The organism is Micromonospora taraxaci (assembly GCF_007830095.1).
GTDB classification, from domain to species: domain Bacteria; phylum Actinomycetota; class Actinomycetes; order Mycobacteriales; family Micromonosporaceae; genus Micromonospora; species Micromonospora taraxaci.
The window spans coordinates 4,563,740-4,579,606 of record NZ_VIWZ01000001.1 but is presented as its reverse complement, the minus strand read 5'-3'; the positions used below and the strand labels follow the sequence as shown (position 1 = coordinate 4,579,606).

1 protein-coding gene and 1 pseudogene are annotated in these 15,867 nt (G+C 73.6%); both read left to right on the top strand.

Features of this window, described 5'->3' with window-relative positions:
- Positions 1-130 precede the first annotated feature (130 nt).
- Positions 131-6,454: pseudogene (locus tag FHU34_RS34075) on the top strand (type I polyketide synthase); the annotation flags it as partial.
- A 33-nt stretch (positions 6,455-6,487) separates the two neighbouring features.
- Complete coding sequence (locus FHU34_RS20810) at positions 6,488-15,859, top strand: type I polyketide synthase (RefSeq protein WP_145783134.1); 9,372 nt, start codon at positions 6,488-6,490, stop codon at positions 15,857-15,859.
- Positions 15,860-15,867 lie beyond the last annotated feature (8 nt).

Here is a 15,867-nt window from a genome sequence, read left to right as displayed (position 1 = left end):
GCCGGACATCCTTCCCCCGCCGGCCCGAGCAAGGAGCGTTCTGATGGCGGACGAACTACGCCTGCGCGAATCCCTCAAAAAGGTGATCAACGAGTTGCAGCGCACCCGCGACCAGGTGCGCGACCTCGAAGCCGCGGACCGCGAGCCGATCGCGATCGTCGGGATGGCCTGCCGGTACCCGGGCGGGATCACCACCCCGGCGGACCTGTGGCGGATCGTCGCCGACGGCGCCGACGTGGTCTCCGGGCTGCCCGACGATCGTGGCTGGGACCTCGCCGCCTTGGCCGGCGACCCGGACGATCGTGGCTCCTCGCACACCGCGCAGGGTGGCTTCATCGACGGCGTCGCCGACTTCGACGCCGCGTTCTTCGGGATCAGCCCGCGTGAGGCCCTGGCCATGGACCCGCAACAGCGGCTCCTGCTGGAAGTGTCGTGGGAGGCGATCGAACGCGCCGGCATCGACCCGGCGTCGCTGTCCGGGTCGCGTACCGGCGTGTTCGCGGGCACCAACTCGCACGACTACTCGACACTGTTGATGGGCGCGGCCGACGACGGCCTCGACGGCTACCTGGCCACCGGCAACGCGGCCAGCGTGGCGTCCGGACGGGTCGCCTACGCGCTGGGCCTGGAAGGGCCGGCGGTCACCGTCGACACGGCCTGCTCGTCGTCGCTCGTCGCGTTGCACCTCGCCGCACAGGCGCTGCGGCGCGGTGAGTGCTCCCTCGCGCTAGCCGGCGGCGCCGTCGTCATGGCCACCCCCGGCACGTTCGTCGAGTTCTCCCGGCAGGGCGGCCTCGCCGGTGACGGCCGGTGCAAGGCGTTCGCCGCGGCGGCCGACGGCACCGGCTGGGCCGAGGGCGCGGGAATGCTGCTGGTGGAGCGTCTCTCCGACGCCGTCCGCAACGGCCACCGGGTGCTCGCCGTGGTACGGGGCACAGCTGTCAACCAGGACGGCGCCTCGAACGGACTCACCGCCCCCAACGGACCCGCCCAGGAACGCGTGATCCTCCAGGCGCTCGCCGCCGCCGGACTCTCCACGGCCGAGGTCGACCTCGTGGAGGCGCACGGCACCGGCACCACCCTCGGTGACCCGATCGAGGCGCAGGCACTGCTCGCCACGTACGGCCAGGAGCGCCCCGCCGACCAGCCGCTGTGGCTCGGGTCGATCAAGTCGAACATGGGCCACGCGCAGGCTGCCGCCGGTGTCGCCGGGATCATCAAGGTCGTCCACGCGATGCGGCACGAGACGATGCCGCGCACCCTGCACGTCGACGAGCCGACGTCGGACGTGGACTGGTCGACCGGTGCGGTGGAGCTGCTCACCGATGCCCGGCCGTGGCCGGCGGGGGAGCGCCCACGTCGGGCCGGGGTGTCGTCGTTCGGCATGTCCGGCACCAACGCCCACGTGATCATCGAGGAGCCGCCGGCAGCACCGGTGGCCGAGTCGGTCGCGACGGATCCCGGCGCGCCCTGGTTGTTGTCGGCGCGCAGCGCGACGGCGGTCGCCGACCAGGCCGACAGGTTGTCGGAGGTGAACGCGGATGCCTCGTCGGTGGCGTCGTCGCTGTCGTCGCGTGCTGTCTTCGACCACCGCGCGGTCGTGCTCGGCCCGGATCACCGAGCGGGATTGGCGGCGTTGGCTGAGGGGTTGCCGTCGAGCGCTCTGGTGTCCGGCTCGACCCACCCGGACGCGGGTGTGGTGTTCGTCTTCCCCGGCCAGGGTTCGCAGTGGGTGGGTATGGCCGTCGGGTTGTTGGATGCCGAGCCGGTGTTCGCGGCTCGGATCGCGGAGTGTGCGGCGGCGTTGGCGCCGTTCGTGGACTGGAACCTCCTGGACGTGCTGCGCTCCGACGATCCGTTGGAGCGGGTGGATGTGGTGCAGCCGGTGTTGTGGGCGGTGCACGTGTCCCTGGCGGAGGTGTGGCGGTCCAAGGGTGTGGTGCCGGATGCGGTGATCGGTCACTCGCAGGGTGAGATCGCTGCGGCCTGTGTCGCCGGAGTGCTGTCGCTGAGCGACGCCGCGAAGGTCGTCGCCCTGCGCAGTCAGGCCCTGCTGGCGATCGCCGGTAGTGGCGGGATGGTGTCGGTCAGCGCCGGCCTGGACGTGGTCACACCCCTGTTGACCGAGGGTGTCAGTGTCGCGGTCGTCAACGGCCCGACCAGCGTCGTGGTGGCCGGTGCGGACCTGGATGCGTTCCTGGCCGCTGCGGAGGTGGCTGGGGTGCGGGCCAAGCGGGTCAAGGTGGACTACGCGTCGCACTGCGCTCTGGTCGAGCCGGTGGAGGCCGAACTGGCCCGCCTGCTTGACGGGGTGCAGCCCCTGCCCGGCACGGTGCCGGTGTTCTCCACCGTGGAGGGCGGCGGTGTCATGGACGCCGCCTACTGGTATCGCAACCTGCGCCAACCGGTGCGCCTGGACCTGGCGGTGCAGGCCGCGTACACGGCGGGGCACCGGATCTTCGTGGAGGTCAGCGCGCACCCGGTGCTCACCGGGGCGATCGCCGACGCCGTGGACGTCGCGACGGTGGGCACGCTACGCCGAGCTGAGGGTGGCACCGATCAGGTCGTGCGGGCCCTGGCCGAGGCGTGGGTGCAGGGCGCACCCGTCGACTGGACCACAGTCATCCCGGCGGCACCGACAGTGGAACTGCCCACCTACCCCTTCCAGCGCCAACGCTTCTGGCCGCGCCCCAGCACCCGGGCACACGGCGACGCCTCCGCGTTCGGCCTGGCCCCCGTCACCCACCCGGTCCTCGGAGCGGCCCTCGGACTGGCCGGCGCCGACGGCACGATCGTCGCCGGACGGCTCTCGCTCACCACCCACCCGTGGCTCGCCGACCACCGCGTCTCCGGCCGCCTGGTGGTCCCCGGCACCGCCCTGCTCGACCTGGCCATCCGGATCGGCGACCAGCTCGGTTGCGCGACAGTCGCCGACCTCACCCTGGAACGGCCACTGATCGTCCCCGATAAGGCCGGTCTGGCGTTGCAGGCGGTGGTCGACGCCGCCGGAGACGGGCCGGACCGCGCGTTCACCCTCTACGCCCGGCCGGACACCGCCGACGCCGAACAGCAGTGGACCCGACACGCGACCGGTCTGCTCAGCACCACCCGACCGGACGCACCCGAACCACTCCCGGTCTGGCCGCCGGCCGGCGCGCAGGCCGTCGCAGTGGACGGCTTCTACCCGGACCTGGAAGCCCGCGGCTACGGCTACGGCCCGGCCTTCCAGGGGCTGCGGGCGATCTGGCGCTCCGGCGACGACGTGTACGCCGAGGTCGCCCTGCCCCGAGGAACCGACGCCGACACGTACGGGCTGCACCCGGCGCTGCTCGACGCGGCACTGCACCCGATCGGGCTGGCCCTCGAACCGGCCGGCGCCGAACAGGGCGGCCTGCTGCCGTTCTCCTGGACCGACGTCGACCTGCTCGCCTCCGGTGCGGAGATGCTGCGCGTCCGGTTGCGACCACAGGGCCCGGACACGGTGTCGGTGCTCGCCGCCGACCAGAGCGGCAGCCCGGTCCTGTCGATCGCCTCGCTCGTGCTGCGCCCGATCGCCGCCGGTGCCCTGGAGACGGCCGACGACCCGGCCCGCACCTCGCTGTTCCGCCTCGACTGGACCCCGCTGGCCCTTCCCGCCGCAGGTGCTCCCGCCCTCGTCGCGGTCCTCGGTGTCGACGAGATCGGGGTGTCCGCGGCCCTCGCCGAGGCCGGACACGACGTCGTGGCGTACGCCGATCTCGCCGGCGACCCGAGCCGACGCCCCGACCTGGTCGTCGCTCCGTTCGGCCCGGGCGACACCGAAGGTGCCGTCGCCGCTGCCGCGACCGCCGCGACCCACTCCTTCCTCGCCCTGCTCCAGGACTGGCTCACCGGACCGGACGCCCGGCTCGTGGTGGTGACCCGCCACGCCGTCTCGACAGGTGCCGAGGACCCGATCGAGGACCTGGTGCACGCCCCCCTCTGGGGTCTGGTCCGCGCCGCCCAGGCCGAGAACCCGGACCGCCTCCAACTGGCCGACCTGGACGGCGACGCCGCCTCGGCGGCCGCACTGGTCGCCGCGACCGGCACCGGGGAACCGCAGGTCGCGGTGCGCGGCGGCACCGCGTACGCGCTGCGCCTGGCCCGCGCCGTGACCACCCCGGCCCTGGTCCTGCCGGACGGGGACGAGCCGTGGCGCCTCGACGTACGGGAGCGCGGCACCTTCGACAACCTGGAACTGCTGCCCTGTCCGGAGATCGGCTGGGACCTGCCGGACGGGCACGTCCGCGTCCGCATCCACGCCAGCGGCCTGAACTTCCGGGACGTGGTGCTGACCCTCGGCATGGTCCCGGACCAGCAGGTCCTCGGCAACGAGGCGGCCGGTGAGATCGTCGAGGTGGGGCCGGGGGTGCGCGGCTACGCCGTCGGTGACCGGGTGATGGGTCTCTTCTCCGGCTCGATGGCGCCGATCGGCGTCACCGATCACCGCATGATCGCCAAGGTGCCCGACGACTGGTCGTACCCGGTCGCCGCGACGGTGCCGGTCGCCTTCCTCACCGCGTACTACGGTCTGGTCGACGCCGGTCACCTGCGCGCCGGGCAGTCGGTGCTGGTGCACGCCGCGACCGGCGGCGTCGGCATGGCCGCCGTCCAGCTCGCCCGGCACTTCGGCGCCGATGTGTTCGGCACCGCCAGCCCCGGCAAGTGGGACGTGCTGCGCGCCGACGGCTTCACCGACGACCGGATCGCCTCGTCGCGCAGCCTCGACTTCGAGCAGCGCATCCTCGGGGCGACAGGTGGGCGCGGCGTCGACGTGGTCCTGGACTCCCTGGCCGGTGAGTTCGTCGACGCGTCGCTGCGGCTGCTGCCCCGGGGCGGGCGGTTCGTCGAGATGGGCAAGACCGACATCCGCCACGCCGACACCGTGGCCGCGCAGCACCCGGGCGTCGGCTACCAGGCGTTCGACCTGATCGAGGCCGGCGGCGACCGGATCTGCGAGATCTGGACCGAGCTGATGGCCCTCTTCGCGGCCGGGCACCTTCGCCCGATGCCGCTGCGCACCTGGGACCTGCGCCGCGCGCCGGAGGCGTTCCGCTTCCTCAGCCAGGCCCGGCACATCGGCAAGATCGCCCTCACCCTGCCGCCCCGGCCGGACCCGGAGGGCACCGTCCTCATCACCGGTGGCACCGGCACGCTCGGCGCGCTGATGGCCCGGCACTTCGCCCGGCAGGGTCGCCGTCACCTGCTGCTCACCAGCCGGCGCGGCTCGCAGGCACCCGGTGCCGCCGACCTGTGCGCGGAACTCGCCGACCTCGGCGCGCAGGCCCGCGTCGTCGCCTGCGACACCGCCGACCGGGAGGCCCTGGCCGCACTGCTCGCTGGCATCCCGGCCGAGCACCCGCTCAGCACAGTGGTGCACGCGGCAGGCGTCCTCGCCGACGGCGTGGTCGGCTCGCTGACACCGGAGCGCCTGGACGAGGTGATGCGGCCCAAGGTGGACGCGGCCTGGCACCTGCACGAACTGACCCGCGCCGCGCCGGTCGCCGAGTTCGTGCTCTTCTCCGCTGGCGCCGGGACCTTCGGCGGTGCCGGCCAGGCGAACTACGCGGCGGCCAACACGTTCCTCGACGCCCTCGCCCAGCACCGGCGCGACCAGGGGCTACCCGCCGTGGCGCTGGCCTGGGGACTGTGGGCCGACGCCAGTGGGATGACCGGTCACCTGGACGCGACCGACCACGCCCGGATGGCCCGTGGCGGCATGGCCCCGCTCACCGCCGAGCAGGGACTCGCCCTACTGGACGCGGCAGTGCGCCACGACGAGGCGATCCTGGTGCCCGCGAACATCGACACCGGGATCCTGCGGGGGCAGGGCGGTGCGGTGGTGCCGCTGCTGCGCGGCCTGGTGCGCGCACCGGCCCGCCGCGCGGCGGCCGCGGCCACCGAGACCGGCGACGACCTGGGCCGGCGGCTGGCCGGGCTCGGCGCGGCGGACCAGCAGCGGATCCTGCTCGATCTGGTACGCGGCCACGCCACAGTGGTCCTCGGCCGGCCCGCCTCGGAGCCGATCGAGGCCACCCGCGCGTTCAAGGAACTCGGCTTCGACTCACTGACCGCCGTCGAGCTGCGCAACCGACTCAACGGCGCGACCGCGCTGCGGCTGCCCGCCACGCTCGTCTTCGACTACCCGAACGCCCAGGCGCTCGCCGAGCACCTCGGGAAGGAACTCACCACCGGATCCGAGCCGGACGGGAACGCGGTGCACGTCGCCTTCGACCGGCTGACCGGCGCGATCTCGGCGCTGGACGCCGAGGCGCTGGCCGGCACCGGCATCGCCTCCCGGCTTCGGGAACTGCTCGCCGCCGTGGAACCGGCCTCGGCCGTGCCCACCGTGACCACGTCCGACGACGCCGACCTCGACGACGCCTCCGCCGAGGACATCTTCGACCTGATCGACAACGAACTCGACTTTCCGTGATCCACCACTTCCGTCCTAGGGGAGGGCCGAACGATGGCCGATGAGCAGCAGCTTCTCGACTACCTCAAGAAGGTCACCGCTGATCTGCGGCGCACCAAGCGTCAGCTGCAGGCCGTCGAGTCACGCGACCAGGAGCCGATCGCGATCGTCGCGATGAGCTGCCGCTTCCCGGGCGGTGTGAACAGCCCGGAAGAGCTGTGGCGGATGCTCGCCGACGGCCGGGACGGCATCACCGAGTTCCCGGCCGACCGGGGATGGAACGTGGAGGAGCTCTACGACCCCGACCCGGAGCACCGGGGCACCACGTACACCAAGCACGGGGGGTTCATCGACGCGGTCGGCGAGTTCGACGCCGCGTTCTTCGGGATCTCGCCGCGCGAGGCACTCACCATGGACCCGCAGCAGCGACTGCTGCTCGAATCGGCGTGGGAGACCTTCGAACGCGCCGGGATCGACCCGCTGTCGCTGCGCGGCAGCAGCACCGGTGTCTACGCCGGCGTCACCATGCAGGATTACAGCGCCCGGGTGCTGATGAGCGCACCGGACGCCATCGAGGGACAGTTGCTCACCGGCAGCTCGACGAGCGTGGTGTCCGGGCGGATCGCGTACTCCCTCGGGTTGGAGGGGCCGGCCGTCACGATCGACACCGCCTGCTCGTCGTCGCTGGTCGCCGTCCACCTGGCGGCGCAGTCGCTGCGCCGCGACGAGTGTTCCCTGGCCCTCGCCGGCGGTGTCGCGATCATGTCGACGCCGACCCCGTTCGTCGAGTTCAGCCGGCAGCGTGGCCTGGCCCGTGACGGCCGCTGCAAGGCGTTCGCCGCGTCCGCCGACGGCACCGGCTGGGCCGAGGGCGTCGGCCTGGTGCTCCTGGAGCGGCTCTCCGACGCGCAGCGCCGGGGCCACCCGATCATCGCCGTGGTACGCGGCAGCGCCCTCAACCAGGACGGCGCGTCGAACGGCCTCACCGCTCCGAACGGCCCGGCCCAGCAGCGCATGATCCGCCAGGCGCTCACCGACGCGAAGCTGACCGCTGCCCAGGTCGACGTGGTCGAGACCCACGGCACCGGCACCACCCTCGGCGACCCGATCGAGGCGCAGGCCCTGATCGCCACGTACGGCAAGCAGCGCGCCGCCGAACGGCCGCTGCTGATCGGCTCGGTCAAGTCGAACATCGGCCACACCCAGGCCGCCTCCGGCATCGCCGGCATGATGAAGATGGCACTGGCCATCCAGCACGGGGTGGTCCCGCCCACCCTGCACGTCGATGAGCCCACCCCGCAGGTCGACTGGTCGGCCGGCACCGTCGCGCTGGCCACCGAACGCCTGCCCTGGCCGGACACCGGGCTGCCCCGCCGTGGCGGCGTGTCGGCGTTCGGGGTCAGCGGCACCAACGCGCACGTGATCCTGGAGGAGGCCCCGGCCCCGTCGTCCGACCCGGTGACTCCGGCGCCGGCCGGCGGGGCGCTGCCGTGGGTGCTGTCGGGGCGTACCGAGGCGGCGATGCGGGAGCAGGCCCGCCGGCTCGCCACCCACCTGGACGCCGCGGGGTCCGTCGACCCCGCCGACGTGGGCTTCTCCCTGGCCACCACCCGGGCGGCCCTGGAACACCGGGCCGTGCTGGTCGGCCGGGACCTGACCGGCCTGCGTGAGCGCCTGGACACGCTCGCCGCGCAGGGCCCGGACGCCGCGGACGCGTACGCCTGCCGTGGTGAGGCAGCCGGCGCGGTGCTCGTCTTCCCCGGTCAGGGCTCCCAGTGGGTCGGCATGGCGGCCGAGCTGATGGAGACCTCGCCGGTGTTCGCCGCCCGGATCGAGCAGTGCGCGGCGGCCCTGCGGCCGTACACCGAATGGTCAGTGCTCGACGTGTTGCGCTCCACCGACCCGGAGGTGCTGAAGCGGGTCGACGTGGTGCAGCCCGCGCTCTGGGCGGTCATGGTGGCGCTCGCCGAGCTGTGGCGCTCGTACGGTGTCGTTCCGGCGGCGGTCGTCGGCCACTCACAGGGTGAGATCGCCGCCGCCGTCGTCGCCGGAGCGTTGTCAGTGGAGGACGGCGCGAAGGTCGTCGCGCTGCGCAGCCGGGCCCTGTCGGCGTTGTCCGGGCTGGGCGGCATGGTCTCGGTCGCGGCACCCGCCGACGCGGTGCGGCAACGGCTGGAGACCTACGTCGGGCGGATCAGCGTCGCCGCCGTCAACGGGCCGGCTTCGGTCGTGGTGGCCGGCGACGCGGACGCCCTGGACGAGCTGCTCGCCGAGTGCGAGCGCGACGGTGTACGGGCCCGTCGGATCAACGTGGACTACGCCTCGCACTCCGCGCACGTCGAGCGGATCCGCGACGCCGTGCTCAACGCCCTGGAAGGGCTCAGCCCTGGCCCGGCGGACATCCCGTTCTACTCCACCGTCACCGGCGAGCCGCTCGACACCAGCACGCTGGACGGCGACTACTGGTTCCGCAACCTGCGTCAACAGGTCCTCTTCGCGGAGACCGTGGAACGGCTGCGGGCCGACGGGCACCACGTCTTCGTGGAGTGCAGCCCGCACCCCGTGCTGACCGGTGGGCTCACCGAACTGCTCGGCGGCGCGGACGAGGCCGCCGCCGTCATCGGCAGCTTGCGCCGCGACGAGGGTGGGCTGGCCCGCTTCACCCGGTCCCTGGCCGAGGCCCACGTGCACGGCGTCCGGCTGGACTGGTCGGCGGTGTTCCCCGGCGCGCGTACCGTCGCCCTGCCCACGTACCCGTTCCAGCACCAGCGCTACTGGCTGGAGGTGGAGTTCGGCGCGGCCGACCCGGGCACCGGCACCGGCGGCGGCACCCCCGCCGAAGCCGGCTTCTGGTCGGCTGTGGACCGGGCCGACGTGGACGCGCTCACCGCCACCCTCGGCGTCCCCGGCGAGGTCGTCGAGCCGATCCTGCCCAGCCTCACCTCGTGGCACCGGGGCAGTCGGGATCAGGCGACAGTCGACTCGTGGCGGTACCACATCGCGTGGCGTCCGCACCCGGGCGGCGCCGACGGCACCCCCGCCGGCACCTGGCTGGTCCTGGTACCGGCCGGGCGCCGCGACGACGACCGGGTCACCGCCGCCCTCGACACACTCGGCCGGCACGCCGCCGGGGTGATCGCCGTCGAGGTCGACACCCGCACCGCCGACCGGGACGCGCTGGCCGACACCCTGCGTGGCGCCCAGCCCGGCGGAATCCTGTCCCTGCTCGCCCTGGACGAACAACCGCTGCCGGACCATCCGGACGTGCCGGCCGGCTTCGCCGCCACCGTCGCGCTCACCCAGGCGCTCGGGATCGCCGACCTCGGTGCGCCACTGTGGTGCGCCACCTCGGGCGCGGTGTCGGTCGGTCGTACCGACCCGGTCACCAACCCGGCGCAGGCGCTGGTCTGGGGCTTCGGGCGGGTCGCCGCGCTGGAGCACCCGGACCGGTGGGGTGGGCTCGTCGACCTGCCCGGCGAACTGGACGAGCGCACCCGAGGGCTGCTCGCCACGGTTCTCTCCGGCGCCACCGGCGAGGACCAGGTGGCGCTGCGCAGCAGTGGCGTCTTCGGCCGCCGGCTGGTCCGCGCGCCGCTGGCCGAGACGACCCCGGTCCGTCGCTGGAACCCCGAGGGCACCGTCCTCATCACCGGCGGCACCGGCGCGCTCGGCGGACACATCGCCCGCTGGCTGGCCCGCTCCGGCGCCGGACACCTGCTGCTGCTCAGCCGTCGTGGACCGGACGCGCCGGGCGCCACCGACCTCGCCACCGAACTCAGCGAGCTGGGCGCCACGGTCTCCGTCGTGGCCTGCGACGCCGGCGACCGGGACGCGCTCGCCGCGGTGCTCGCGGCCGTGCCCGCCGAGCACCCGTTGACCGCCGTGGTGCACACCGCCGCCGCCATCGACGACACCGTCGTCGACGCCCTCGACGTCGACCGGATGTCCCGTGCCCTGCACGCCAAGATGACCGCAGCGGCCAACCTGGACGAGCTGACCCGCGACCTGGACCTGTCCGTCTTCATGCTCTGCTCGTCGGTGGCCGGCACCCTGGCCAGCTCCGGCGTGGGCAACTACGCCCCCGCGAACGCCTACCTCGACGCGCTCGCTCAGCAACGCCGCGCGGCCGGACGGCACGCCCTCTCGGTGGCCTGGGGCGCCTGGGACGGCGGCGGACTGGCCGACGGTCGCTTCGGTGACCTGCTGGACCGGCACGGCATGCCCGGCATGGCACCGGCCCTCGCCATCGAGGCGCTGCGCGGCGCTGTCGACCACGACGAGACGTACCTGGCCATCGCCGACATCGCCTGGGACCGGTACTTCGTCGCCTTCACCGCCACCCGGGCGGCCCCGCTGCTCGACGCGGTGCCCGAGGTGCGGGAGCTGCGCTCGCGCGCCGCGACGACCGAGGCCGGCGACCCGACCGCGACACCCGCCAACGGGTACGCCCGGCAGCTCGCCGGCCAGTCCGAGGCGGACCAGCGGCGCACGCTGCTCGACCTGGTACGCACCCAGGTGGCCGCGGTACTCAGCTACCCGTCGCCGGAGGCGGTCGAACCGCGCCGCACCTTCCAGGAACTCGGCTTCGACTCGGTGACCGGCGTCGAGCTGCGCAACCGGCTGGCCCGCGCCACCGGTCTGCGCCTGCCAGCCACCATGGTCTTCGACCACCCGTCGCCGCACGCCCTCAGCGCCCGCCTGCGCGAGCAGCTCCTAGACACCGACACCGGACCGGCCGCCGCGGCCCCGACGACCGCCGTGGCGGCGGACGAGCCGATCGCCATCGTCGGCATGAGCTGCCGCTACCCGGGCGGCGTCGGCTCCCCGGAGGATCTGTGGCGGCTGGTCGCCACCGACGGCGACGGCATGGGTGTTTTCCCTGCGGATCGGGGCTGGGATTTAGGGGTGTTGTTCGATCCCGATCCCGACAACGCTGGGACCACATACACCCGGACCGGCGGGTTTCTCTACGACGTAGGTGAGTTCGATGCCGAATTCTTTGGTGTCAATCCGCGTGAGGCATTAGCGATGGATCCTCAGCAGCGGTTGTTGTTGGAAGCCTCATGGGAGGCCGTCGAGCGCGCCGGAATCGACCCGGCGGGGCTCGCCGGTTCGCGTACGGGCGTCTTCGCCGGCACCAACGGTTCCGACTACTCCGCCGTGCTGTTCGGCGCCTCCGACGGCCTGGAGGGATATCTCGCCACCGGCAACGCCGGCGCGGTCCTGTCCGGCCGGGTGTCCTACGTGCTGGGTCTGGAAGGGCCGGCGGTCACCGTCGACACGGCCTGCTCGTCGTCACTGGTGGCGCTGCACCTGGCGGCGCAGGCCCTGCGCAACGGCGAGTGCGATCTCGCACTGGCCGGTGGCGTGACGGTGATGGCCACCCCGTCGTTGTTCGTCGGTTTCTCCCGCCAGCGCGGCCTGGCCGAGGACGGCCGCTGCAAGGCCTTCGCCGGGGCGGCCGACGGCACCGGATTCTCCGAGGGTGTCGGAATGCTGCTCGTGGAGAGGCTTTCCGACGCGCGCCGAAACGGTCACCGCGTCCTCGCCGTGGTACGCGGTTCCGCTGTCAATCAGGACGGCGCATCGAATGGCCTGACCGCGCCGAACGGACCTTCCCAACAACGCGTCATCCGGGCCGCCCTGGCCAATTCCGGATTGTCCGCCGCAGATGTCGACGTGGTCGAGGCGCACGGCACCGGAACCCGACTCGGCGACCCGATCGAGGCGCAGGCGCTGCTCGCCACCTACGGTCAGGACCGTCCCGCCGACCAGCCGCTGTGGCTCGGGTCGGTCAAGTCCAACATCGGGCACACCCAGGCCGCCGCCGGGGTCGCCGGCATCATCAAGATGGTCGAGGCGCTGCGGCACGAGACCCTGCCCCGCACGCTGCACGTGGACGAGCCGACCCCGCAGGTGGACTGGTCCGACGGCGCGGTGGAGCTGCTCACCGAGCCGCGATCGTGGAGTGCGGGGGAGCGCCCGCGCCGGGCCGGTGTCTCGTCGTTCGGAGTTTCCGGCACCAACGCCCACGTGATCATCGAGGAAGCGCCGGCGGTCGCCGCCGGCGAGGTCGCCGCGACGACGCCGGACGTGCCGTGGCTGCTGGCCGGGCGTACCGCCACGGCGGTCGCCGACCAGGCACGGCAGCTCGCCGCGCTGGACGCCCCGGCCGGCGAGGTGGCCTACTCGCTGGCCGCGACCCGCTCGGCGTTCAGCCAGCGGGCCGTGGTCCTCGGCCCGGAGCACCGCACCGGCCTGAACGCGCTCGTCGACGGTCTGCCGTCGAGTTCGGTGATCACCGGCTCGGCGTACCCCGACGCGCCCGTCGTCTTCGTCTTCCCCGGCCAGGGCTCGCAGTGGGTCGGCATGGCGGTCGGGCTGCTCGACGCCGAACCGGTGTTCGCGGCCCGGATCGCCGAGTGCGCGGCGGCGCTGGCGCCGTTCGTGGACTGGAACCTCCTCGATGTGCTGCGGTCCGACGACCCGTTGGAGCGCGTCGACGTGGTGCAGCCGGTGTTGTGGGCGGTGCACGTCGCGTTGGCCGAGGTGTGGCGGGCCAAGGGCGTGACCCCGGACGCGGTGATCGGCCACTCGCAGGGCGAGATCGCCGCGGCCTGCGTCGCCGGTGTCCTCTCGCTCGGCGACGCCGCCAAGGTGGTCGCGCTGCGCAGCAAGGCCCTGCTGGCGGTTGCCGGCACGGGCGGCATGGTCTCGGTCAACGCCGGTCTGGACGTGGTCACCCCGCTGCTCACCGACGGTGTGACCGTCGCCGTCGTGAACGGCCCGACCAGCGTGGTCGTCGCGGGGGCACCCGCCGACCTGGACGTGTTCCTGGCCGTCGCGGAGGTGGCCGGCGTACGGGCCAAGCGGGTCAAGGTGGATTACGCCTCGCACTGCGCGCTCGTCGAGCCGGTCGAGGCCGAACTCGCCCGCCTGCTCGACGGTGTGCAGCCGCTGCCCGGTGAGGTGCCGGTCCTCTCCACCGTGGAGGGCGGCGGTGCCATGGACGCCGCGTACTGGTACCGCAACCTGCGTCAGCCGGTACGCCTGGACCAGGCCGTCGAGGCCGCGTACACCGCCGGGCATCGAATCTTCGTCGAGGTCAGCGCCCACCCGGTGCTCACCGGCGCGATCGCCGACACCGTCGACGCGGCCACCGTCGGCACCCTGCGCCGCGACGCGGGCGGCACCGACCAGGTCGTCCGAGCCCTGGCCGAGGCCTGGGTACGCGGTGCCCTGGTCGACTGGAACACCGTCATCCCGGCCACCCGGGTCGTCGACCTGCCCACCTACCCGTTCCAGCACCAGCGCTACTGGCCCACCGGTGGCGGCGCGATGGCCGCCTCCGACCCGGTGGACAGCCAGTTCTGGCAGGCCGTCGAGGACGGCGACCTGACCCCGCTGGGCATCACCGGCGACGGCGGAGACCTGCTGCCCGCGCTCGCCACCTGGCGGCGTGCCCGCCGGGAGCGGGGCACCACCGACACCTGGCGCTACACCGTCGGCTGGACCCCGATCCCGGACGCCGGCACCGCACCCCGGCTCGACGGCACCTGGCTGCTCGTCGTGCCCGACACCACCGACCAGCACCGGATCGCCACCGACTGCGCCGCCGCCCTGCGCGAGCATGGCGCCGAGGTCCTGGAGATCGCACCAGCCACCACCGAGCGCAGCGAGCTGGCCGCTCTGCTGAACCGGCTCTCCGACATCGACATCCCGATCGCCGGGGTGCTGTCACTGCTCGCGCTCGACCAACGTCCGGATCGAGAGAACCCGCAGATCACCACCGGGACGACCGCCACGCTGACGCTGCTGCAGACGCTCGGCGACATCGGTTCCCCGGCGAAACTGTGGTGCGTCACCCGTGGGGCGGTTGCCGTCGCCCCCGGCGAGGACGTGCCGCACCCGGCCCAGGCGATGCTCTGGGGCCTTGGACCCGTACTCGAGGCCGAGGACCCGCAGCGCTTCGGCGGGCTGATCGATCTGCCCGACACTCTCGACCCGGTGGCCGGAACCCGGCTCGCCGTCACCCTCCGCGGCGAGCCGGGTTCGACCGGCGAGAACCAGGTGGCGATCCGGTCCGCCGGAGCGGTCGCCCGCCGCCTGCGGCCGGCCCCGCCCACCGGCACGACGCCGACGACCGGCTGGTCGCCCACCGGCACCACACTGGTCACCGGCGGCACCGGCGAGATCGGCGCACATGTGGCCCGCTGGCTGGCCGGACGCGGCGCCGAGCACCTGGTGCTCACCAGCCGTCGCGGCCCGGACGCCCCTGGGGCCGACGACCTGCGCACCGAGCTGGAACAGCTCGGCGCCCGGGTGACCATCGCCTCCTGCGACGTCGCCGACCGCGACGCCCTGCGCGCGCTGGTCGACGGCATCGACGACCTGACCGCCGTGTTCCACCTCGCCGGGACCCGCGACTCCGGCCTGCTGACCGGGCTCACCGGTGACCGTCTGGCCGCCGTCGCCGCCGGCCGGGCAACCGGCGCACGCCACCTGCACGAGCTGACCCGCGATCACGACCTGACCGCGTTCGTGCTGTTCTCGGCGCTCGCCGGGACGCTCGGCAGCACCGGGCAGGGCGCGTACGCCGCCACGAACGCGTACCTCGACGCCCTGGCCGCCCGGCGCGCCGCCGCGGGTCTGCCCGCCACCTCGATCGCCTGGGGCGACTGGGCGCGGAGCGAGGCAGCCGGCGGCGACCCCGCGACCACCCCGCTGCCCACCTCGTCCGCGCTGACCGCGCTGGGCCAGGTCCTCGACCACGGCGACACCCGGATCGTGCTGGCCGACATCGGCTGGGACCGCTTCGCCGAGCAGCACCCGGCCGGCCCACCACGTCTGGTCACCGACCTGCCCGCGGTACGCGCCGCGCTGGCCGCCGGCACCGGTGACCCGTCGACCGCGCCGTGGCTGCGCCGCATCGACGGGCTCGACCCGGCCGAACGGGACGCCGTCCTGCTCGACCTGGTCCGCGCCCAGGCGGCCTCGGTGCTCGGCCACCCGGACAGCACCGCCGTCGAGCCGGACCGGGCGTTCAAGGAACTCGGATTCGACTCGCTGACGGCGGTGCAGCTCCGCAACCAGATCAGCGTGGCGACCGGGGTGAAGCTGCCGGCGACCCTGGCCTTCGACCACCCCACCGCCCGGGCCCTCACCACCCACCTGATCGGCCGGATCGTCGGTGACTCGGACACCGAGCTGCCGCTGCTGGCCGAGGTGGACCGGCTCGCCGGGCTGATCTCCGGGCGAACCCTCGACAAGGGCGCGCGGGCCCAGCTCACCGCCCGACTGCAGGCACTCCTGGCCGACGTGCACGGAACCACCGAACACACCGGCGACACCGTCACCGAGAAGCTCCAGTCGGCCAGCGCCGACGAGATCTTCGACTTCATCGACACGCAACTTTCGGTGTCCTGACACCGAAC